Source organism: Mariniradius saccharolyticus AK6, from assembly GCF_000330725.2.
Taxonomy (GTDB): Bacteria; Bacteroidota; Bacteroidia; order Cytophagales; family Cyclobacteriaceae; genus Mariniradius; species Mariniradius saccharolyticus.
Genome location: NZ_AMZY02000013.1, coordinates 213,592 through 235,201, shown reverse-complemented (window position 1 = coordinate 235,201; position 21,610 = coordinate 213,592). Strand labels below are relative to the sequence as shown.

Annotated in this window: 18 protein-coding genes; 9 read left to right on the top strand and 9 right to left on the bottom strand. The window is 46.1% G+C overall.

Annotated features, from left to right (window positions below):
* Positions 1-2 precede the first annotated feature (2 nt).
* Positions 3-461: a (2Fe-2S)-binding protein gene (locus C943_RS13940; RefSeq protein WP_008628933.1), complete on the bottom strand. Its 459-nt coding sequence runs from the start codon at positions 459-461 to the stop codon at positions 3-5.
* A 381-nt stretch (positions 462-842) separates the two neighbouring features.
* On the opposite strand from C943_RS13940, the gene C943_RS13935 reads away from it, so the two are divergent.
* The 4 genes from C943_RS13935 to C943_RS13920 are packed head-to-tail and all read left to right on the top strand — an operon-like array spanning position 843 to position 6,242.
* On the top strand, positions 843-1,676 hold the full coding sequence (locus C943_RS13935; protein WP_040480696.1) for a DUF5675 family protein: 834 nt from the start codon (positions 843-845) through the stop codon (positions 1,674-1,676).
* On the top strand, positions 1,673-3,454 hold the full coding sequence (locus tag C943_RS13930) for an N-acetylmuramidase family protein (protein ID WP_008628931.1): 1,782 nt from the start codon (positions 1,673-1,675) through the stop codon (positions 3,452-3,454). Before C943_RS13935 ends, C943_RS13930 begins: the two co-directional genes overlap by 4 nt.
* Entirely contained in the window at positions 3,451-4,086 is a 636-nt protein-coding gene (locus C943_RS13925; RefSeq protein ID WP_008628930.1) for a DUF4230 domain-containing protein, read from the top strand. The genes C943_RS13930 and C943_RS13925 overlap by 4 nt, the downstream gene beginning before the upstream one ends.
* The gene (locus C943_RS13920; protein ID WP_008628929.1) at positions 4,083-6,242 is read left to right on the top strand and encodes a DUF4230 domain-containing protein; all 2,160 of its coding nucleotides are present in this window, start codon (positions 4,083-4,085) and stop codon (positions 6,240-6,242) included. The genes C943_RS13925 and C943_RS13920 overlap by 4 nt, the downstream gene beginning before the upstream one ends.
* A gap of 12 nt (positions 6,243-6,254) precedes the next feature.
* On the opposite strand, the gene C943_RS13915 is transcribed toward C943_RS13920, so the two are convergent.
* Genes C943_RS13915 through C943_RS13880 form a run of 8 tightly spaced genes read right to left on the bottom strand, consistent with a single transcriptional unit; the run spans position 6,255 to position 14,980 of the window.
* Complete coding sequence (locus C943_RS13915) at positions 6,255-8,600, bottom strand: GMC family oxidoreductase N-terminal domain-containing protein (protein WP_008628927.1); 2,346 nt, start codon at positions 8,598-8,600, stop codon at positions 6,255-6,257.
* A complete protein-coding gene (locus C943_RS13910; RefSeq protein WP_008628925.1) occupies positions 8,597-10,318 on the bottom strand; it encodes a metallophosphoesterase in 1,722 nt (573 codons plus the stop codon). The genes C943_RS13915 and C943_RS13910 overlap by 4 nt, the downstream gene beginning before the upstream one ends.
* Positions 10,308-11,720 carry a patatin-like phospholipase family protein gene (locus C943_RS13905; RefSeq protein WP_008628923.1) on the bottom strand — a complete coding sequence of 471 codons (1,413 nt, stop codon included), beginning with the start codon at positions 11,718-11,720 and terminating at the stop codon, positions 10,308-10,310. The genes C943_RS13910 and C943_RS13905 overlap by 11 nt, the downstream gene beginning before the upstream one ends.
* Positions 11,710-12,135, bottom strand: a complete 426-nt coding sequence (locus C943_RS13900) for a DUF4345 family protein (protein WP_008628921.1) — start codon at positions 12,133-12,135, stop codon at positions 11,710-11,712. Before C943_RS13900 ends, C943_RS13905 begins: the two co-directional genes overlap by 11 nt.
* The gene (locus tag C943_RS13895) at positions 12,132-12,518 is read right to left on the bottom strand and encodes a hypothetical protein (RefSeq protein ID WP_008628918.1); all 387 of its coding nucleotides are present in this window, start codon (positions 12,516-12,518) and stop codon (positions 12,132-12,134) included. Before C943_RS13895 ends, C943_RS13900 begins: the two co-directional genes overlap by 4 nt.
* A gap of 40 nt (positions 12,519-12,558) precedes the next feature.
* Positions 12,559-13,038 (bottom strand): hypothetical protein, encoded by a 480-nt coding sequence (locus C943_RS13890; protein WP_008628916.1) that lies wholly within the window; start codon positions 13,036-13,038, stop codon positions 12,559-12,561.
* Positions 13,039-13,063: 25 nt separating this feature from the next.
* On the bottom strand, positions 13,064-13,951 hold the full coding sequence (locus C943_RS13885; RefSeq protein ID WP_008628914.1) for an acetoacetate decarboxylase family protein: 888 nt from the start codon (positions 13,949-13,951) through the stop codon (positions 13,064-13,066).
* Positions 13,952-13,963: 12 nt separating this feature from the next.
* A complete protein-coding gene (locus tag C943_RS13880) occupies positions 13,964-14,980 on the bottom strand; it encodes a hypothetical protein (protein ID WP_008628912.1) in 1,017 nt (338 codons plus the stop codon).
* A 368-nt stretch (positions 14,981-15,348) separates the two neighbouring features.
* On the opposite strand from C943_RS13880, the gene C943_RS13875 reads away from it, so the two are divergent.
* The 5 genes from C943_RS13875 (at position 15,349) to C943_RS13855 (ending at position 21,607) form a co-directional block, all read left to right on the top strand.
* Positions 15,349-15,828 (top strand): hypothetical protein, encoded by a 480-nt coding sequence (locus tag C943_RS13875; RefSeq protein ID WP_008628907.1) that lies wholly within the window; start codon positions 15,349-15,351, stop codon positions 15,826-15,828.
* Positions 15,829-16,052: 224 nt separating this feature from the next.
* Positions 16,053-17,198, top strand: a complete 1,146-nt coding sequence (locus C943_RS13870; RefSeq protein ID WP_008628905.1) for a Gfo/Idh/MocA family protein — start codon at positions 16,053-16,055, stop codon at positions 17,196-17,198.
* Positions 17,199-17,250: 52 nt separating this feature from the next.
* Positions 17,251-17,772, top strand: coding sequence for a DUF2911 domain-containing protein (locus C943_RS13865; RefSeq protein WP_008628903.1), 522 nt, complete (start codon positions 17,251-17,253; stop codon positions 17,770-17,772).
* Positions 17,773-17,867: 95 nt separating this feature from the next.
* Positions 17,868-20,351, top strand: coding sequence for an ATP-dependent helicase HrpB (hrpB, locus tag C943_RS13860; protein WP_008628901.1), 2,484 nt, complete (start codon positions 17,868-17,870; stop codon positions 20,349-20,351).
* Positions 20,352-20,626: 275 nt separating this feature from the next.
* Positions 20,627-21,607 (top strand): NAD-dependent epimerase/dehydratase family protein, encoded by a 981-nt coding sequence (locus C943_RS13855; protein WP_008628900.1) that lies wholly within the window; start codon positions 20,627-20,629, stop codon positions 21,605-21,607.
* Positions 21,608-21,610: the final 3 nt, after the last annotated feature.

Below are 21,610 nucleotides of genomic sequence, written 5' to 3'. Positions count from 1 at the left end.
GATTATTTCGATTTAGCTGCCATTGCCACTGCTTCACGAATTTTGTGGTAAGTGCCACACCTACAGATGTTCCTGTTCATCGCATTCTCGATTTCCTCCATCGTAGGTTTGGGGTTTTTTCTAAGAAATGCTGCCGCTGTCATGATCTGACCTGCCTGACAATAACCGCATTGGGCTACATCCACTTCTTCCCAGGCCTTTTGGACAGGATGGGATCCTTCCTCGGACAAGCCTTCTATCGTCGTGACTTCATCGCTTCCAACGCTCGACACTGGGAGTGTGCAAGAAAACATTGCTTCTCCATTGATATGTACCGTACAAGCACCGCATTGGGCTATTCCGCAGGAATACTTCGTGCCTACCAAGCCCAAATGGTCTCTGAGCACCCATAGCAGCGGGGTATCATCCTCAACGTCAACCTGATGGTCGGTGCCGTTGATTCGAAGTTTAAAGTTTGCCATTGTGAAAAGATTGTTGTTTAGACTTTCAAGTTAGGAAAATAGAATGGCGTGTTTAAGTCTTTTGATCAAAAAATTGATTCATTTTTTACAAAAAGTGATTTGCGGATTTAAATGGAAGGGGTTTATTATCCGAAAGTTTTCGAGAGAATGCCAATCTTGGCGAAGTATGAATTTTTTTCCATCTTGATTTTTAAAACTATCTGATTAGAATATAACTGGATTTCAACATTACTAGAATCCGCTTCAATAAATATAAATTTTGATATTCCATTATTTTCTTGATTTTAACAAAGTGATTTTTTAAATTTTAGAATTCTTAGAGAGTTTTTTGAGTACTGGTTTTAGTAATTGATTCCTTCAATAACGGGTTTTTGGATTTCTATGAAAAATTTTGCGGCACTTCTTGTCATTGCATTGTTGGCGGTAGTCGTGTTGATTTTTGTGACAAACCCCGATTTACTGGGCAAAATTTGGCTGTACCTCATCGGATTCATCGGCTATATTTTGGCGCTTGCGGACAAAGGGATTAAATCCATTGGGAAAGCATTTAAAGGAGAATCGGGAAAGCAGGTTGAGTCAATTCCGGCATCTGCGCCGGCAAAAGTTCTTCCCATCCAAGGCACGACTACAGTTAGCGAAACCGAAAAATCAGAACTCCAACAAAAAATCCATGAGCTAGAGAATCAGCTGCAACAGGCGGGCGACAAATTGGGTGAGCCGCTTGGCAAAGCTACGCTTACTTTGTTGCGGTACATGGATGACGGCGAGACGACCTTGGGAATGTTTTTCCTCAGGAACAAATTTTTTGCCTATGCCCTCGAAGATACCCATCGGGATGAAAAAATCAAGGGAAAAACGCGGATTCCAGAGGGATTGTATGAGGTGGGCTTCAGTCCTGTCAATCCCGCAGATTCGCGAATAACACGGGATTACCAAGCCAAATACAACTGGTTTACTAAGCACATCCACCTAAGAAACGTCCCTGGCTATGAGGGAATCTACATCCACATCGGAAATACCCACGAGCATACTGACGGGTGCATCCTGATTGCTGATGGCATCAATGTCGACGTCAAAATGGCGCTCAAGTATTCTGAAAAGGCCTACGAAAGATTTTACCGGATTGTCTCAGCCCTGTTGGAATCACATGAACAGGTGACAATACAAGTATTGAATGAGAATTGGTTTGAGAGAAGTAAACTGATAAAGACATGAATCAACTAACCCAAAAAAAGATCAGATTGATCATCAAGGTTGCGGCTGTTTTTGCCCTTGGAATTGTTGCCACGTACGGCATCTATATGGCTTTGGACTCCAACGACGAGCTGCAGTTTTTGGCCTATATCATTCCAGCTTTGCTTGTGGTAGGCCTATTGTATGCCATTTTGGTTCGGCATTACAGAGGTGAGGACGAGGCAGGTTCCTACTACGTCAACAAATACCACGATGTCTTTTTCAAGGGCACCATTGTCTTCTCCATCGTATTGGTGGCATTGGCGATGGTGTACAGCTTTGTAATGTACCTCAATCAAAACAATCTCTTTGCGATTATGGGCTTGCTCATCATGGTCGTTTGGATTGCGGTGTTCATGATTTATTTCGTTTGGTCTGTATATCACTACAATATCAATTTTGGGATTACCGATGGGGAATGGAAAGAAATCGCGAAGGCGAAAAAAGAAGCTAGGGAATTCGGAGTCGATCTGCCGAACAGCGGCGTAAGGGAGCCTACCCATAATCCCTACCGCAGCCAAACCTTTGGGCTACCGCCCGGAACCGTACGAGGGATGATCGCATTTACCCTGCTTTTCGGTGGCATTTCCTTGCTCATCAGCAGCATGGGCAATACCGATGTCGATCCAAATCTATTGCAGCTGCGCATACAGCAATTCGAGTTTTTTGAAACTGCCTTTCTGATGATGATCGCTTTCTACTTTGGCGATAGGTCTCTGAAATACTTCCGGGAACGCTGGAGAAATCCCAATGCCGGCACCGGAACGACTGCGCCAGGCGCATCTCCCGAAGGTGAAATGCGAGCAACCGAGCAACCCGGAACCGGTCCCCGTCCAAGTTCACAGCCTGAGGTTATGGACGAGTTGATGGAAGAAGACGCTGAGTTTGAAGAGGAGGACAAGGCTTTTGGCTTGGATTCATCAAAGCCAACCGCAGTACCTTCTGGTTCCCCTGCAACCGAGTTGAAAAATGCGCTGATGCTTTCAAGAGGTGAAGAAGTGCCCACCACCAACCTTTTCCCATTTGTACAGATTCAGGACAATATCAACAGGAAAATCCTCAATGACGATCAGATTCAAGAGGAACTGGAAAACCTCGCCAATGGCCCCAAAAAGATCCTTCTCAAGATGCCTGTCATTAAGGCCGTCGTCTCGGTGGAATCCTCTGGCCGGGGTCATTTGAGTGACGGTAGAGCCAAGATTCTTTTTGAAGGGCATTTGTTTTGGAAACACGTGTACAACGACATATACACCAAATTGCCAAAAGAAGGCAAGACCGAAGACCAACTCAAGGCAGAAGCAAAGGGAAAAATCGAAGTGCTCTCAAAATCCAATCCAGACATACTCTATAAATTCTGGACAAGGGACTATTACAAAGGCGGTTTTGGCGAATACGATAGGCTCAACAAGGCCAAAGCCATCAACGAAAAAGCCGCTGTTTATTCCGCGTCTTGGGGGCTGTTTCAGATATTGGGTGAAAACCTTGACCACAATATCAAATCGAGGAACTATGCTGATTACAAAGATTTTGAGAAAAAGCAGCATGAAAACGAGCTCTACCATTTTCTCGATTTCTTGGCCTTCATTATGACCAAATCCCACAAGGGCAAAAAGCTCTATGAATACATTCAGGGCGAAGACGAATCCGCCTACAACTGGGCAGCCTTTGCATTTGGATACAACGGTCAAGGCTACAAGGCCAACAAGTACGATATCAAGTTGGCCGAATCCTACGCGAAATTCAAGAAAATATATTCATGAACACACTCATAGACAGCCGGAGGTTAAGCGTCTTTTTCTTGGGAATCAACCTCCTGTTTGCATCCTGCAAGAAAGACGATCGGGCCCTTGTAGTGGGAAAAATTCAGAACGCGGCGGATTTGGCTACAACTGAGTTTGTGGTGGACAAGATCGTTTTTGGTACGAAGACAAAAAGACTCGCCTTCATCAAAGTCAGCGAAGCCACCTTCATGGCCTACTCCCAAGCCAAAATCAAAACAGGGATTGACCTGAATAAGATCAAAGAAAATGACGTCAGGATAGATGGGAGTAAGATTTTTCTCCGCCTCCCTCCGATTGAGGTGATCAATTTCTCCTATCCACCTTCAAGCTTTGTCGCTGACTCAACGATATCCGACCCTAAGGTTTTCCTCAACCGGATCAACGTCCGTGATCAGGAACAGTTCTTCCGCGATGCCGAACTGGACATTCGGGACAATCTACAGTACATGGGCATTGTCAAGACTTCCCAAAACAATACCAGACAATTGTTTCGGGTATTGCTTTCGACGTTGGGATACGACGAAATCTACATCACCTTCGAAAGTGATGCGCTCATACTTTCCAAAGTCAACCTCCTCGCCGCACCGGATTCGCTAGCCACTACGCCATGATATTTTCATTTCTCAAAAACTGGAAGTTCATATTGGACGTGATCATCGTCTTGGTGGTCATTGTGGCTTTATTTATTTGGAACCCATTTGGGATTTTTGGAGGAAAAGCAAAGCTTCTCGATACGGCAAACATGGTAACTGAGATCCGAAGTATCGGCCAATTGGTGACGGCGGAATACTACGGTGAAGTCATTTCTTCGCTCGAAGAGGCTAGAATGGAATTTATTGAAGATGAAAACGTCCAAGAAAGGGCCAAAGCGGTATTCTCAGACTTGGTCGCCGCCATAGATAATCTGAGGAAGTTTGAGGAAAAATCTACAGCCGAGCGCGAGCAATTTGTCCTCAACTACACTGACATGGATCGGCGACAACGGCGCAGGATCGTACGGCAGGATGTGGATCGGAACAACATCCGGGAAAAAATGGATTATCTCGGTTATTTGGAAGATTTGGAAGCGGAACCGATGTTTTTGGAGGTTTTGGAATATTGGTACCGAAGCGCCACGGAAAAGCTGGACAAGAGAAACTTTGATTTCGATCCGAAAACCCAGGACCAAGCACTAATGGCGATATATGAGGCGAATCTGGCCAAAGGATCAGCGTTGCCGGGCAACTTCATGGCCTTTTACTATGACACCAAGAAGAAGGAATTTACAAAAAAAGAACTGCGGCGGAAGATCGCGATGGTAGGTCGCGGTTGGGTGAAAGCAGGGTTCGACTTCACCGATTTGGATCCTTCGGCTTTGGTCTATTACCCTGATCAACAGGAAATCCACATCATGGGCCTTGCCCCGACGGTTTTGAATGCAGATATCAATCCTTGGTTTATTCCAGAAAAGGGAGTACCTGGCTTTGAGATTCTGGATGTCAACGGCAGGATCGACTTTGAAGATGCCAAAAAGGTCAAAGAGTACTGCGTCAGAAAACTGAAGGACTTCGCCAACCGCGCAAACATCCTTCAAAACGCAGAAAAACAGGGAGAAGAAACCCTCAAAAACCTGTTCACGCTCTTGATTGGGCAGGAAATCAAAAAGGTCGTATTTCACCATGACCCATTTGTCCAACAGGTACACGAGATCGAAAAAGACAGCATTGTCAGCCTGGGAGAGCTTTCGCTATTTGATTCCATTTACCAACAGAAAATCAGGCAGCTCGATAGTCTCAGAAACTTGCCTATCCAAGATTCGCGGACAAAAAACTCAATTACGCTACTCGCCTCCCAACTGAAATTCGGCATCAACAGGCTCAAAAAGCTGACTGTATACGATTTGGGAGAACCGTTCAATTATTTTTCCTATCAGATCTTGAATATCGCCGGGGACGGCACCATTGATCCAAGTGAGCTTACCTTGTTGCAAGAAGTCTGGAGAAGGGAGGCGCCATTGACTGTTAACCATGACCAAAGCGGAAATTGGAAGGAAAAGGAATGGGAAATGCACCTGTGGTTTGAGGATTTTGCGTCCTACAGCCAGCAATTCAACAGCGCAATCAGAAGTCTATCCAAGCGAAACCTGGCGAGTGGCGATATCCATCAATCAAAATATAGCCTGAGCCAAGTAGGTAGTGATCCGCGGATTTTTGACACCCTTACTGTCATCAATATCCATCAATTCAGTGTGGATTCTGTGTTGGTGAATTACGTATTGGATTCAGGGGGTAATGCCGGAGAATTGCTTACGACGGTCTTTTATCCTTTCCAGTTTGATAGGAAGTTGCTTGATTCGGCGGTCGCCAGCAAAGACCTGCGCAGGGTTAAGAAGTCGGAATTCAAAAAAGACAGCCTTGATTATTTTTACATTGTTCCCGATACGGGAGCCTATGCATATGGTTTTCCGGCAAGGTATGAGCGATTGATCTATCCCACATTGGCCGCTTCCTACAAACAATCGGGTGGCTTGAAGATTCAACCACAACAAAGTAGGTCCAACGCTGGATACACGATCATCTTTGATGATGGCAAAAAGGATTCTCTTGAAACGGTTACAATTTCGGCCCAAAGCAGCGAACTCTACCGTTATCTGACCCAAATCGGGGAGCAAAACCAGCAATATCAAAACCGCAATCTCTTCAGAAAATTCACCGGCTATATCAATGGCAAACTCGAGGAGAGGACGAATCCGCCGGATTGGTATAGCCGGTTGAAGAAAAAACTCTAGGGAATTTTATCCTTAATCTTTTCCCCGGTTTTTGAAATAGGTTTCAAACACGTTACCGGCAAAGAACTTGCCGAAGGAGGTAAGCGCTTGTATTTCCTCGACTTTGCTATCGCAGTTGAGCGCCTTCATCGTGGTGATTTGCTTGGCAAAATCAGCCGGCTCGATGATCAGTTTTCCTTTTCCAATGACCGGACCTTTGGCGTTTTCTTTCTGGATAGTGATAAAAAGCGTGGTTGTATCTTTCCAGACATCGATGCCTTTGTTGTTGTCGACATCCTTAAAGCCTTGGAAATAGTAGGTCTTCCCTTCTTGGCTGACAAGCGTCGCATTGTAGTCCATTTTCTTTTTGTCGGGCGAATTCTGATCGGCAATGAAAAGATTGAAAGTGCCTTCCAATGCCGTCATCGGTGCGGCGGAAAGCGCCGGGGCAGTCATACTCCCAAACATACCTGCTTGGTGCGTTGGCACATTGACCAAGCTTGCCACATCTTCGGACCTGATGGTGAGCGTAAACTCAAAAGGTGAGTTTTCCTTTTTTCCCAAATCAAATCCCTTCCCGAAATCCTCCTGTTCGTTCATGGAAAAATATCCCTTCATCGTTTCCGTAAACTGCACGCCGGGTTTGGTCTCAGGAGCCTGATCTTTCTCCTTTCGGGCAGGGAATCCATAATCGAGTACCGCATGATGCTGCTCGGCGATCAGTTTGCAGGCACGTTCCGATAGTGCGGAAATCGTCAACAAAGGATTGGTTCCTACTGGTCTTGGTAGAATTGCGCCGTCCAGCACATAAAGTCCATCGTGCAAATTGGTGCCTGTTTTTCCTGAAAAAACCTGCCCCTTGTGGTCGACCACTCCAGTCTCTGCACTGTCCGCCATCCCACAGCCGCCCAGTGGATGCACGGTAACCAAGTCGTAATCCATCGCCTTGTTCCAAGTCGGATTTGGAATTTTTGTACCGCCGAGCGCCTCCGTCGCGCTGTAGAGTTTTCCAGAAACTTTGTTAAAAATCTCCTGTTTACCGACACCTTTCCACTTGACTTGGAGCGTATCATTGTCGAAGGTCATTTCGCCATTTCCATCATCGTGGGTCATCACGAGGTAGATTTGGGTATGATTCACCGCGCCATAAAATGGGCCCCTGAAAAAACTGGTGATTTCCCGGATTCGCTCACGAAAACGATCTCCCCAGCCCCGATCTGTGTCTTTGCCAACCAATCTGGATGCGGCCGCCAACATGCCTGGCAAAATCCCCCGGATCGGACCCGGCGCGGTGCCCTCTTCCAACGTCATTCCATCTTCCAGGTTGGCGCGCTTGCGCATGTCGATCACGGAGGTAATGCAGGGACCTACATCGGCTACTTCGCTGGTCGCCTTTTTCCCGAGTCCTATGCCATTGATCGGCTCGTTATTGTTGTATCCAAAACCAAGCACATCTCCGTTACCCGTAAACCGCTTCCCTAGCCTATCAGAGAGGGAAAGGCCATTTTTTGCTGAACGGAAAAGAATTTCGGTCGAACCCAAAGATCCCGCGCTCAGAATCACATTGTCGGCAAATACGAACATATCCGCCGCTTTGAATACTTCCCTGCCCGTATTGGCGGGCTGAAAATTGACTTTCCAACCGTGGGCAGTCTTCTCCACATACCTGACATCCACTTCGGTGAAGATCTCAGCACCATGATTGAAGGCGTCAGGAAGGTAGTTCATGGCCGTGGTGTTTTTGGCCCCGACGTTGCAGCCTGTGACGCAATCTCCGCAGTTGGTGCATTTGGGCTGGGCAATCCCGACCTCGTTGTCCAGCTTGTCTTCAAAAGAGACATTGATGTCCAACAGCCTGAACTCTTCGGCCATATGCTTTGCTGATTTGCGCATGGCATTGGTCTTTTTCAGAACAGGATACCCGTTTTTGTTTTCAGGGTAGGGATTTGGACGGAGCATTTTCCAGGCTCGATCTAGCCCTTCATCGAAAGAAGCCAAATCCTGTCGGATGGCGTTCGGCCATTCGGGCATTTCCATCACCCTTGGTTCTGGCTTGATGGACACATTGGCATTTATAAGCGAGGTTCCCCCCAGACCGCAGCCTTTGAACACGTTGATCCCGTCACCAAGCGTGAATTCATATAAACCATTGTTTTTGGATTCCTTTTTCCCTTTGTGAAAGCTCATTTCAGCCGCTGCATCTTTCAGCGTACTGGGAAATTGTCCTGGGAGAAATTCTTTTCCCCGCTCCAAAAGGCACACGGACTTGCCCAAGCGGGCCATTCTGGATGCAGCGATACTGCCCCCATAACCTGAACCCACCACCACAAAATCGTAGCGCTTTTTCAGGTCTGAAAGTGGTTTTGATAGTCTTTTCATGTGTTGGGTATAAATATGGGTTTTTCGATCAGTTCTACTTTTGGCTCGTCGCCCTCAAATCTTGGGTCCTCGTCAGTCCCGGCATTTTTCCAGTTTTTGACGACTTTCCGGATGCCGACCGGATAGATAGTGACTCCGTTGTCCGAAATATTAAAACGGATAAAATTCTTGAAATCTTCCCCTTTGAATGAAGAAGAGGCTTCTGTGATGTGGTTTCCTAGAATTCGGGAACAGAACCATAAATAAATCCCAAAAAGTATCCCGCTGAGCAAACCGCCCAAAATCAGCATTTCTGCGAAAAACAGATAACCGGAGAGCTCCTCTATGCCAAAAAGGCTTTTGTTCCAATCGGGCAGCTTGACCACGAGCAAATTGAATATCAGCACATGGCCTAATCCATGCAGCAGACCGACCAGACTGTTGAGCTTTTTATGGTTTCCCGATTTGACATCCGCAAACTGCCAAATTCCCACAGCAAACAGCAAGTGAAAAATCAGGACCATTGGCGTGGTGATCGACATCCCAATTACGTCCCATAGGTCTGCGAACACAAAACCCGGAGGACTTAATGATCGATTGGTACCCGCTGGGCTTACTTTAAGAAAGTAAAAGGTCAGCGCATGCACCAAGCCCAAAATCAGGACCATCCATGGTCCGTACCAAAAGAATAGCAGGTTCTTTGTGTTTTGGTTGAGTGAATCGGATTTACTTGGAAACGAGGCTTTGAACCTCGCATCAAAGCCTTCCGACTTTTTGATCTCAGGCTTTAGGCTATGGGTCGTATGCATGAATGCCCCTCCACCCCCAGCCGTGATCAGTTGACGTTCGTTGCCATCCGGCAATGTTTCCAAGTACCTCGAATAATGGTGCAAATCCCCCGTGATGATGGTGGTGATTTGGATGTCCTTATTTTTCCCATTGTAAAATCCTGTGGGATCATCTGGATCGTCCTTGGCACCGCGGATGATGCGGTCGACGAAGAATTTCAAGCGCTTGTTGGAGCTGTTTTTTTCATCAAATGACTCATATACCCAGGCTGGTTCAGCAGTAGCCAAGATCACTTTGTCTCCAGGCTGCATATCTGGGTGCGCTGCGACATTCTGGAAATACTTCAGCTGTGGCACATCGATGTCCGAATTGAGCTGAATATCGATACCCAGCAGCCAGTATCGGTGTGGCAACTTGATGGCGAAATAACTTCTCGTCTGCTCTGTTCTCCAATTGCCGAGAGACCTGCCTTGGCAGAAGATTTTCAGGAAATTTGTCAATCCGTCGTACCAATCATGGTTTCCAGGAATAACAAAAAGGCTTGGTGGATCCTTGTCATCGCTTTTCTTGGGAAAAGCTGCATGATATGGCCCCTGCAAGCGGTTCCTGTATTCATCCATTTCGGGAGTAGGGTAAACTTGATCCCCGCCCATGACCAAGATGTTTCCCCTTTTCGTCACATTACCATCCACCACGAGTTTTTCTTGGGCCAGCAAATGGGCCAAAGTGAATGTGGGATTGAATCCGTCACCCAAATCGGAGATGAAATCCAGCCAAAAATCACCCCTATCCGAAAAATCATAATAGGCCTTTCCCGGATCCAAGGCTGCCTGCATCTCCCTGCGATCGGCAAAATTTCCAAAAACGGTGGATACTACAGTCTTGACGCCGGTTGCCGCCAATTGCTTGGGGTCGTACCAGTCCACCATGGGTTTTCTTTCAAATTTCATGGGCTATAAATTTTTCGATCAATTTGATTTTCTTTTTGATACCGATTCTTTGGGGAAAAATGCTCTTTACTTGAGCATAAAACATGGCCCCTATCCTATCCTTCATGCTTTGGGTCAGGATTCCTTGCCCAATCAATTTATCATTTTCCCGCCTTAATTTGAAATTTAAACGCTTGAAATTCAATCCCAAAAGCAATTCTATGGGATTGGTCATGGTTGTTTCTGCATCGAAATCCAGCAGCTCTACTCCTCTAATTACTTTTCCACGAATCACCAACTTGGTTTGGAATGCAGATTTGGTTTTGGAAAAAGTATGTGAAAAACAGGGCTGCTCCTCCCCTTTTTTTCGGTCTTCCAGGCTTGAATAGATTTCCAAAACATGGCTTGCACCAAACTCGCAAAACCTGAAATAGAGGTGGAATCCTACGCCAACGGTTTCGTTTTCCATTTTGATGCTGCCTGAAAAACAACTTCTAAAGCTCAGGATGTAATTTGGCTCTCTGTTTTTTGTCAACGATTCATCCAAAACTTCACCACCCTCGGGTACCGCTTTCAGGTAGTCTTTGGCGTTGGAATAGCCGATATTGATAAGTTCACGTGCATTGATTTTATTGAAAAAGAAATCAGGATCCAGCAGAAGCGGAATCCTTGACTTGATCACAAACAGCCGTATTGGCGTGTCGTCCCCTTCCAGCTTCCGAAGTTTTTTTATCAGCTCGATTTGCTTGTATTCCTCCAAAAGACCGCCATTGGCGCTCATTTCGATCATGTGTACGTATTGGGAAAAGGAACCTCGGAGAAAAGTGGGCGTATTGCCGATTGCCCATACGAGCCAAATGTCAGTTGAGCCCTGTCGCACTGCCTCTAACAGATTGGCGTCCTTGATCCACACGGCATCCGTGTACCAGGTGTCGTCAATCTGCAAGGCAGGCATGAAGATCGGCAGGGAAACTCCAGCTAAAAGATGGTCCTGCTTTACAATCTCTCCCGGGATCGCCTCGACTGACTTTTCCAGGAAATTGCACACATTGAAACTTGCCTGAAAATCAGTGTTGGCGTTTATCTTGGAAATGTTGATACCGAGATGCGGAAACACTTTGTTCTTGATACCATCTGCATCGGCAAATCCATTGATTTTGAAAGGATTGAGATAATTTCGGAAGCGGGTGAAAGAAACAAAACCGGACAACTTGAGTGTCCTCCAGTTGCCAGCCATCTGCTTTGCACGGAGACCGCTTGCCAGCATTGCGGTATTGAAGATGCCACCCGAAGTGCCGTCAACATGGTCAAACCGCAATCCAGCTTCCTCCAAGGCCAAGACTACGCCAGCTTGGTAGGCGACACGCATGCCTCCACCCGCAAGGACGAGGGACTTTTTCGGGCTTGGGATTTCAGTTTCCATCGGATGCCGTTTTTTGAATTTTGTTCAAGCCCGCCTTCCAGATAATCAGCCAACCAATAGCCTCATAAAACAGGAAGAACTTTGTCAAGAGATTGGGATTGCCGTCGAAGCACCAGGAAAACACCCTTGCCAAAACGCCAAGGCCCATGACCATAAGAAAAAGCCTCCAATAGCTTTCCTCCGAAAAAATCCTGCCAACAAATAAGATGGAAACGATTCCAAAACCGAGTTCCAAAGCCCGCAAGAATCGGTATTGGCTCATCAGATTGATGGCAGAGTCCGGTGAAAGCTGTCCCAGATCGATAGAAAACATAACCTTCATGTCCCAAACGGGATTCACAAACGCACCCCAAAACCCAGCCAAAATCACCAGCCCGACATATGTATAGAAGAAAAAATGGGCGAGGCGAATCATGTATCCTTGATCGTCTTGATGAAGAAAAAGAAAATCCCAGCAGAAAACAGGTCAAAAATGGCCACTCCCATTGCCAATACGGAAAAGACCCCGTTGAAAACCCCAAGGCTCACGGCAACAAAGGCTCCCAACTTCTGTATTCCACACCAAAAAACCGTCACTGGACTCGTCTGGACCGCATAGATATTGTGTACCATTAACGCTCCAAACAGGGCCATGAACATCCCAACAATACCGAAGAAATGAGCGGAAGTCGCATTGACCTCCGCACCAATCACGCCGAGCACAAACCCCGGGGCGACTACCTGGGTCAATCCCGACAGAATTGTCACGACGGAAATCAGCAACACAATGAGAGAAAGGTATTTTTTGATGAATTGCATGGGAGTGCTTTTTTGGTCAGTTGAGTTCAAGATACAAGACTCACTTTTTCGCTTTTGCGATAAAGAAGTACATGGTGACTCCCCACATGATCGTCAGAATGATCCAGCGAAGGTCGTTGAGGTACATCCAATCATCCAATAGCACTTGAAGCCTGGCTTCGTCGCTGACACCTGCTGAAAACTCATCATTGATTTTTTCGATAAATGCCTGCTGGATAATTACCGGAGCAAACAAGCCCGGAATCCAAGCCAAAGGAACCCACATGAACTTGGTTTTCCATTCGGATATCAGCATGATTACCAAGCAGACAATCATGATCGGGATGGTAATGAAGAAAAACTTGGTCGCCAGCGTAGTCTGTGGGATAATCGCATCATAGTAGTTGCTGAGGTTCAGCGTGGACGGATAGTTGGGGAACCAGAAGAAATGCAGGGACCAAAACATACCCAAGTAAATCGAAGCGCAAAAGAAGATATACGCATTGCTTATATCGACAACTGTTTGTTTGAAGGAGCTCATATTCAGCGGGGTTTGGTTGAAGAAACTAAATTTTATATTTCTGAAAATCAGTTATTTGTGGATCTGGATACCAATCTTCACTTAAGCCCAAATCAACGACGCTTACGAGTCCTTCGGGCATGGCTGTCGGCGGTTTGTCATAGGTCATAAACCAACATTCAAAGTGATCATCCAAGATTCCGTTGGCCTTGGGCATAAATACCGTGAAAAACGGATCCGGATTGATGTCGATATTTCTCAGCGCCGACACGTTGGGATGGTCACCTATATATAGGTTGGCTTTTGCCTTTCCAAAAAGATTTACCTCGGCCTTGGTATCAAAATAGATGTAGGATGCCATGAGCATGTTCCTGAACCGGCAATAGTTGGTGGCGCCGATCTTCATCCGGAAGCTCGGACTGCCCTTGGGAAGCCGCATTTCCACCCTGAACGCGAATTGGCCGTCCTTTTCATATTGACTGGTGACCCAATCCTCTCCTACCTTGAAATCGAGGCTTGCCTTATGTTTCGGCATTCCCCATATTCCTTTTCCGCCCTTGACCGAAATCTCGCTGCTTACCGGTAGGTCGAGAATGTACTGACCCGTCCCATAGGTCTTAAGCATCATGGCGTTGAGGATCGGTGGCGCTGGTTTTGGTCCATGCGTGCACCCAATGGCAATGCTGTATTCGATGTACTTGCCAATGCTCGTATCTAGGTAATTGATGATGGTAATCAATAGCGCCGCTTTTCCATTTGGCAGCTTCAGCGCATGGACCTCATTGCCGGGGAGGAGTGCATTTGCCTTTTCCCAATCGCAGGTGAATCCAGCCATGAGTGCGGGGGAGTTTTTGGCATTGATTGGCATTTGATACGGAATACCGTCTACCAAGGCATACCGACCTTGGTAACGTTTGATTCTGCTGGGAGGCATAGATGTGGTTTTCTAGGATTTGTTCAGTTCGGCTAGCATCAATGGAAATACATCCCTGTGGGAATTTTTGCCAAAAAAGACATCGAGATGGCTGTAATTCTCCAGTATGTACAATTTGTGGACTCCAGGGTCCACCCGCTCCAAATACTCAAAAGTATTCTGCTGGCTATCTGGCAGAAAGCAAAGGTTTTGCCTTCCTCCAAATAATGCGATTCTCGCTTTGGGTTTGAAATTCCCGTCCAAGTAGGTTTTGCTGGTTTTCCGATAGTTGGGTCGCAAGACACCGATATTGACACAGTCGCGGATATGCTTAAAAAATGAGAGTGGCACCTCCGCAAATTCATGTTGGATCCACTGTTTGGTTTCCTCATTGAGGTTTTCGAGCAACCATAGCGCTGGAAAGCCGGAACCATAGGTGAAGCTCACAAATTTCCCGACCATGGTATCATCTTCTGGATGTGTCCATTTGACCACTTTGCGGAGAAACTTGGTTTTGAGATTCGGCGCCTCCAATCCCCACTGGGGGTTCAAATAGTCAAATAAGGCATTGACAACGGGGACAAGAAAGCGCAGCTTGAAAACCGACCATTTTGGCACGACAGGGTGGAACGATACTGCATTGCTGACGATCGTGGTTACCTGGGGAACAAGACCCTTGGCCACAGAAATCATAAAACTCGTGCTGCCTTGACAGTGAATGATAGCTTTCAGCTCCTTTTTCCCAGTTTCTGCAAGGATTTTCTCCACCGCGGCTGGGTGGTCGTTTTCAGCCACGATGTCTAAGTCCCATTCGTTAGGCTCTAGGTCGATACTTGCCCGCCAATTTTCCAACCAGACATCGTATCCGTCTTCGGCAAGCGCCTGGATGATGTTTTTGTCAGTCGGGGCGTTGAAGATGTTTGCCCTCACCCCTGCGCCGTGCACCAAGAGCACAGGCCCTTTTGTTCGGGAGGAATTTTCATATCTCCAGAGGTTCAGCGGAAAGCCATCTTTGGCTTTGAAGGGAATAATCTGAAAAGAATCGTTCATTTATTTTAAAAATAAGCTTGAATATAAAATTTTTTTTTGAAAAAATAGAATGTTTCCAATTCAAATTTTGATTGGGGAAAATTGGCGCTTTTAAAACAAATTATACCTGTTTTCCTTTTCAGAAGCAAGGACAAGCGGACGTTTTTTCCCAATGTAGGCAGTCAGCCTGAAAGTACGCAGAAGCGCGTTCACCTAATCTTTTAACCTACATTGTTTTTTCACATGCTGAAAAAAATATTTCATCCAATAAATTCTGTAATGTAGATTTTTTTATAAATAATATTTTGCGAATCGGATATTTTTACCTTACTTTCAACTACTTAAATCACCCAATACCCATTTAAGTACGCTTGCTTAATCCATTTGAAATGAAAAATTTGTCCAGAGTTTTCAAAGCAACATTTTGTTTGTTGCTTTTTGTCGGATGCAGTGCATTCGTGAAAGCCAATCCGATTGGTCCCCAAACGGCGAAATATTCTTTCGATGAAAACGGTCAGAAAGCCGAACTTGCTGCATATATGGCAGAAACAGGTTTGACCCAAAAGGCCGAGATTATGCCTCTTCCGTTTTCAAGCAGTTCGTCGTCTTTATTCTCGACCAGTTTCAATAGAAATCATTTCCTTTTAGCGACCGTTTTACTTTCGCTGACCTTGTTGGTATTGGCCCACAAGAATCATTTCGAAACCGACATCTATGAGTTCTACCACCGAAACCAAGATGGGGTTGTGACCTTCGAAAGCTCGGAAGCCCAGAAATCCCACTTTATGCGGGCTGCTTTTGCCAAAATTCTCCGCATCGGGGGGATTCTTTGTGCAGCAGCAGCGGTGATGTCCATCATCTTTGCCTAACTCAAAAAACAATATTCAAATCTTTCAGAGACAGTATTTTTAAACGTCTTTTTGGCTATATTTTTTCAACTTATCATAATTGGTGAAAGGGTCTACTGCACTTGTTGCAGTAGCCTTTTTCCATTTTAGGGGCTACCTGTTTTTCGCCGATAGTTTGATTCGGGAGTTTTTAAATTCCTAACTTGCCTCTATCTTTAAAAATCGAATCAAACCAAAATCAACCTATGAAAAAAATCAAAGTCGCGATCGTGGGTACCGGATTTATCGGCCCAGCGCACCTGGAAGCCTTGCGAAGACTTCCCAATATCGAAGTCACAGGTCTGTGTGAAGTCAACATCGATTTGGCCAGGGAAAAAGCCGCAATGTTAGGTATTCCGAACGCATACACATTTGACGAAATGCTGCAGCAAAAGGACATCGATGCAGTACATATTTGTACGCCAAACTTCCTGCACCATTCTCAATCCAAAGCAGCCCTTCTTGCGGGGAAACACGTGATCTGCGAAAAACCCTTGGCAACCAAAATCGAGGAAGCAGAGGAATTGGTTTCATTGGCAAAGGAAAAGGGTCTTGTGAATGCAGTACATTTCAATCTCCGCTATTACCCTATGGTACGCCAAATGAAAAACATGCGGGAAAACGGCGAGCTAGGGGATGTCTACAGCATCATGGGTTCCTATTTGCAGGACTGGCTTTTCCTCCAAACTGACTACAACTGGAGGCTGGAGCCTGATAAATCCGGCGATTCACGGGCGATTGCAGATATCGGTTCCCACCTTTTGGACTTGACAGAATATGTCACTGGGCTGAAGATCACTGAGGTAATGGCAGATTTCTCTACCGTTCACAAGACGAGGTTGAAGCCGCTGAAGGCCATCGAAACCTACTCTGGTAAAATGCTACAAGCAGAAGATTACCAAGAAGTTCCAATCAATACCGAGGACCATGCCACAGTCATGTTGCGATTTGACAATGGTAATAAAGGATCCGTGACCGTCAGTCAAGTTAATGCTGGCAGGAAAAATAGATTGAATATCGAGATCGCAGGCTCCAAGGCCAATTTCGAATGGTGTTCCGAAAGGCCCAATGAAATGTGGATCGGCAAGCGCGAGACAGCCAACCATCACTTGATGAAGGATCCTTCCCTGTTCTCAAGTGAAGCCGCTGCGCTGATCAGCTTCCCCGGAGGCCACAACGAAGGATTTCCCGACACTTCCAAGCAAATGTTCAAGGAAGTCTATGCCGCCATCAAAGAAGGTAAGCAACCCGAAAAACCAACGTTCCCGACCTTCGAAGATGGATTAAGAGAATTGATTATTTGCGAGCGCATTATCGAGAGCCATAGAAAGCAGGCTTGGGTGAAAATCTAAAGTTCGGTGTAAGTCGATTATTGTAAATACTTAACTATCAATTATTAAACCCATGAAAACAAAAATCAACACCATTTCGAAGGCTGCACTTCTTGTTGTAATATTTGCTTTTGCATCTTTCGTATCTTTTGCCCAGGATGAAAAGCCAAGCCCTCCCAGAACGGCCGAAGGCACCATCAATGGCACAAAGATCACGATCAACTATTCCAGCCCAGCTGTGAAGGGCCGCGTTATCTGGGGAGATTTGGTTCCGATCGGCCAAGTTTGGAGAGCAGGCGCAAATGATGCCACCACCTTTGAAATCTCAAAGGACATCAAAGTGCAAGGACAAACGCTACCAAAAGGAAAATACACTTTCTTCATCATCCCTGGGGAGTATGAGTCCACATTGATTTTCAATAAAGTCGAAAAGCAGTGGGGCGCCTATTCCTACGACGCTTCCAAGGACGCGCTTCGTGTAAATGTCCCTTCCCAACAAACAAGCACGATGGAAGAAAGGCTTGTTTACGAAGTGAAACCTGACGGATTTGAAGTGCGCTGGGAATACGGGAAAGTATTTGCCAAAATCGAGTAGGAAACCAGCGAGAAAAAACAACTAAGCTTAGCCGCTGTCTCCGTTTTTTAACTGGGACAGCGGTATTTTTTTACTTTTACAAAAAATCCTATCCATTGTCCTTTCCCTTCGAAAATATCGATTTGCCCATCCGGGAAGTCATTCCCGCGATTATGCAATCCCTTGAAGATTCCAACACCCTGATCGTCGGCGCTCCTCCGGGTGCTGGCAAAAGTACTCTATTGCCACTTGCGTTGTTGGATTGCAGATTTTTGGCAGGAAAGAAAATCTTGATGCTCGAGCCGCGGCGCTTGGCTGCCAAGTCGATTTCCTGGCGCATGGCTGAGCTCTTGGGAGAAAAAACCGGTGAAACGGTCGGTTACCGCATTCGGTTTGAATCGATGGTTTCGACTAAAACCCGAATCGAGGTCTTGACAGAGGGAATTCTCGCGAAAATGCTCCACGATGAATCCGTGCTCGACAATGTAGGCATGGTGATTTTCGACGAATTCCATGAAAGAAATATCCATGCGGATCTGGCGATGGCGCTTTGCAGGGAAATCCAACAGGTTCTGCGGCCAGACCTGCGCATTCTCGTAATGTCCGCCACGTTGGACATGCCAGAGCTTTCAAAATTACTGGATGCTCCGGTGATTCAAAGCCAAGGGAGGACCTTTCCGGTAGATGTCGAATATGCAGGTGATATCGACTTCGAAATCTTGCCTGAAATGATGGCCAAAACAGTCCGGACCTTGGCGCAAAATACCAACGGCGACATATTGGCATTCTTGCCCGGACAAGGGGAAATCAAAAAAACCGAAGCAATCCTTCGTAAAAACCTACCGGATTTCTCTATTCATCCACTCTTTGGGCAACTGAGCCCTATGGCGCAACAACAGGCGATTTTCCCAAACAAACAGGGGAAACGCAAAGTGGTACTAGCGACTTCGATAGCGGAGACGAGTTTGACGATAGATGGTATATCAATTGTTGTCGACTCAGGTTTTTCACGGACTTCAAAATTCAATCCTAAGACCGGTCTTTCTAAACTGGAGACGATCCGGGTCACTAAGGATGCCGCGGACCAACGGACCGGAAGGGCTGGAAGGCTTGGCCCGGGAAAATGTCTGAGATTGTGGTCAAGAGCCACCCAATTGAAATTAGCCGACTTTAGGGTCCCTGAGATACAGGAAGCGGATTTGGCATCATTGGTTTTGGAATTGGCTCGCTGGGGAATCAACGACATTAAATCGATGACTTGGCTTACTCCACCTCCTGCGGGGCATGTAGCTCAAGCCAAGGAATTGCTTGAGAACATTCAGGCGCTGGAGGGCGGAAAATTGACCGACCATGGCGTCTCCATCAGCCAAATTCCCGCACATCCGAGAATCGCCCACATGCTGTTGATTTCAAAAGATCATGGAGAAATGGCTCTCGCCACAGATATCGCAGCCATTTTGGAAGAAAAGGATCCGCTTGAAGAGCAGAGTGGTGTTGACATCAACCTTCGCATAGAAGCTGTACGAAGGGCAAGAAGGGAAAAGCTATCGATCAAAGCACTAGACAAGATTGAGAAAATAGCCAATCAATACAGAAGGATTTTGAACATTGACGAAGAAAATGGTACGTTCGATCCCTTTGTCACAGGGCTGTTGATAGCAAATGCCTTTCCTGAGAGAATTGCCAGCGCCCGTCCGGGAAACAACGCCCAATTTCAATTGGCGAATGGAAAATTGGCGCAAATAGGGCACAGGGACGACTTGGCCCACGAGCCTTGGATTGCAGTCTGCCATGTAGATGCCAGGGATAAGATGGGGAAAATTTTCCTTGCTTCCCCCCTCAATCCAAAAGACTTGCGCGGAATGGTCAAGGAAAAGAGAGTAATCCAATGGAACCATAAGGAGGGAATTTTGGTGGCCGAGAACCAATTGGGTATAGGCTCGATCATATTGCAATCCCAAACAATCAAAAACATTTCTGAAGCGGAAAAATCTGAAGCTTTACTCACAGCAATCAAGGAAAATGGACAACAGATGCTTCCCCTCGATGACGCTGTCCAGCAATTGCAAAACCGGCTTGCGTCGCTGAGGATATGGAATCCCGAAGAGAATTGGCCTGACATTTCGACTCCCACACTATTGCAACATGCCGAAAATTGGCTCCTACCCTACTTGAACGGCATTCGAAACCAAGAACAGCTCGATAAGCTAAACCTCAAATCAATTCTGTACAATTCGCTGGAATACAGCCAACAACAAGCCCTTCAAGACTTGGCGCCAGAAAAAATCCAAGTACCAAGCGGCTCTTGGATTGAAATCCAGTATTTTTCACACGGCGAGCCACCGGTCTTGGCTGTGAGACTACAAGAGGTTTTCGGTTGGTTGGACACACCGAGGATTAATCGGGGGAAAATCCCGCTATTGATACATTTGCTCTCTCCTGGATTCAAACCTGTCCAAGTTACTTCCGATTTGAGGAATTTCTGGAATCAAACTTACTTCGAAGTTCGAAAAGAATTAAAAAACAGGTACCCAAAGCACTCTTGGCCGGATAGTCCTTTGGAGGCGGAAGCAGTACGCGGAGTAAAGCGAAGATCCTAAATCAACGGGAAAGAGATTCCAATTCGCCGGATACGATATAAAACTTAAACCTATCTATTTATTTGTATCGCAGTTTCCGCAAAATGCATTTTAGAGTTTTGCGGAAAATCAGTCGAATTCACCACCTTTTCTCGAGCACTTTCATTTTCTACCATTAAACATCGAAAAGGCTTGCTTAAGTCCGGTTTTCGCTCATTTTGAGCCATCTATGGCATCTTTTTCAATTTCCAGCCAACACTTTTCCTCGATAAATTCAATACAAAAAAGAGGAAACCATGAGCATCTTTGTCACAGGGGCTACCGGCTATTTGGGAAACAGGCTTGCCAAAAAACTGATTTCAATCGGAGAAAAAGTGAATTTACTGGCGAGGAACCCCGATGCACTTGGCGACATGAAATCACCAAATGTCAGAATCTTTCGAGGGGATATGCTAGACTATGATTCAGTCCACGCTGCCATGGAGGGTTGCCAACAAGTCCTTCATGTAGCTGCATTGGCGCGTCTTTGGACCAAAGACCCAAATGATTTCTATAGAATCAATGTGGATGGCACAAAGATGGTATTGCAAGCAGCAAAGGCCAGAAACATTGAAAAGTTTGTACATACTAGTACAGGTGGGGTCAGCGGCCCCTCCCTCAGCATTCCAAACACAGAAGAGACACCTAGGTGGGCGAGCTTCAACAACGACTATGAAATCTCAAAATATCTTGCTGAAGAGGAAGTCCTGAAGGCTTTTCGGGAAGGATTACCATCTGTGATTGTCCGACCTACGCGGGTTTTCGGGCCGGGAATCGCCTCCCCAAGTGCGGGAATCAACCGCCTCATCTCGGGATATATGAAAAAGCGTATTGTATTCATGCCATATGATCCGAAAAAAGTCTGCAATTATGGCTTCATCGACGACATCGTGGACGGACATATTCAAGCCATGAGGGTTGGGAAACCTGGCGAAAAATACTTCTTAGGCGGAGAAAACGTGAGTTACGAGAGCCTGTTTGATTTGATGAGGAAAAATGTGAATCAAATTGGATTGGTTCTACGTGCTCCAAAAACAGCCATCAATACCCTCTCTTGGATTGAATTTTTACTTGCAAGATCTTTTGAACGAGAGCCTTCGATAACACCGGATTTCGTGGTTCGTTTGGGCCAAAATGCTGCCTGCGATTGTAGCAAGGCTGTGGGGCAAATCGGCTACAAAATTACACCCTTTGAAGATGCCCTCAAAACAACAATAGTTTCACTAATAAACAACTGAACC

What these genes read in the sequence shown, in the direction of transcription:
- C943_RS13940 (WP_008628933.1), bottom strand. Translation starts at nt 461, where the DNA reads ATGGCAAACTTTAAACTTCGAATCAACGGCACCGACCATCAGGTTGAC.
- C943_RS13935 (WP_040480696.1), top strand. Translation starts at nt 843, where the DNA reads ATGAAAAATTTTGCGGCACTTCTTGTCATTGCATTGTTGGCGGTAGTC.
- C943_RS13930 (WP_008628931.1), top strand. Translation starts at nt 1,673, where the DNA reads ATGAATCAACTAACCCAAAAAAAGATCAGATTGATCATCAAGGTTGCG.
- C943_RS13925 (WP_008628930.1), top strand. Translation starts at nt 3,451, where the DNA reads ATGAACACACTCATAGACAGCCGGAGGTTAAGCGTCTTTTTCTTGGGA.
- C943_RS13920 (WP_008628929.1), top strand. Translation starts at nt 4,083, where the DNA reads ATGATATTTTCATTTCTCAAAAACTGGAAGTTCATATTGGACGTGATC.
- C943_RS13915 (WP_008628927.1), bottom strand. Translation starts at nt 8,600, where the DNA reads ATGAAAAGACTATCAAAACCACTTTCAGACCTGAAAAAGCGCTACGAT.
- C943_RS13910 (WP_008628925.1), bottom strand. Translation starts at nt 10,318, where the DNA reads ATGAAATTTGAAAGAAAACCCATGGTGGACTGGTACGACCCCAAGCAA.
- C943_RS13905 (WP_008628923.1), bottom strand. Translation starts at nt 11,720, where the DNA reads ATGGAAACTGAAATCCCAAGCCCGAAAAAGTCCCTCGTCCTTGCGGGT.
- C943_RS13900 (WP_008628921.1), bottom strand. Translation starts at nt 12,135, where the DNA reads ATGATTCGCCTCGCCCATTTTTTCTTCTATACATATGTCGGGCTGGTG.
- C943_RS13895 (WP_008628918.1), bottom strand. Translation starts at nt 12,518, where the DNA reads ATGCAATTCATCAAAAAATACCTTTCTCTCATTGTGTTGCTGATTTCC.
- C943_RS13890 (WP_008628916.1), bottom strand. Translation starts at nt 13,038, where the DNA reads ATGAGCTCCTTCAAACAAACAGTTGTCGATATAAGCAATGCGTATATC.
- C943_RS13885 (WP_008628914.1), bottom strand. Translation starts at nt 13,951, where the DNA reads ATGCCTCCCAGCAGAATCAAACGTTACCAAGGTCGGTATGCCTTGGTA.
- C943_RS13880 (WP_008628912.1), bottom strand. Translation starts at nt 14,980, where the DNA reads ATGAACGATTCTTTTCAGATTATTCCCTTCAAAGCCAAAGATGGCTTT.
- C943_RS13875 (WP_008628907.1), top strand. Translation starts at nt 15,349, where the DNA reads ATGAAAAATTTGTCCAGAGTTTTCAAAGCAACATTTTGTTTGTTGCTT.
- C943_RS13870 (WP_008628905.1), top strand. Translation starts at nt 16,053, where the DNA reads ATGAAAAAAATCAAAGTCGCGATCGTGGGTACCGGATTTATCGGCCCA.
- C943_RS13865 (WP_008628903.1), top strand. Translation starts at nt 17,251, where the DNA reads ATGAAAACAAAAATCAACACCATTTCGAAGGCTGCACTTCTTGTTGTA.
- C943_RS13855 (WP_008628900.1), top strand. Translation starts at nt 20,627, where the DNA reads ATGAGCATCTTTGTCACAGGGGCTACCGGCTATTTGGGAAACAGGCTT.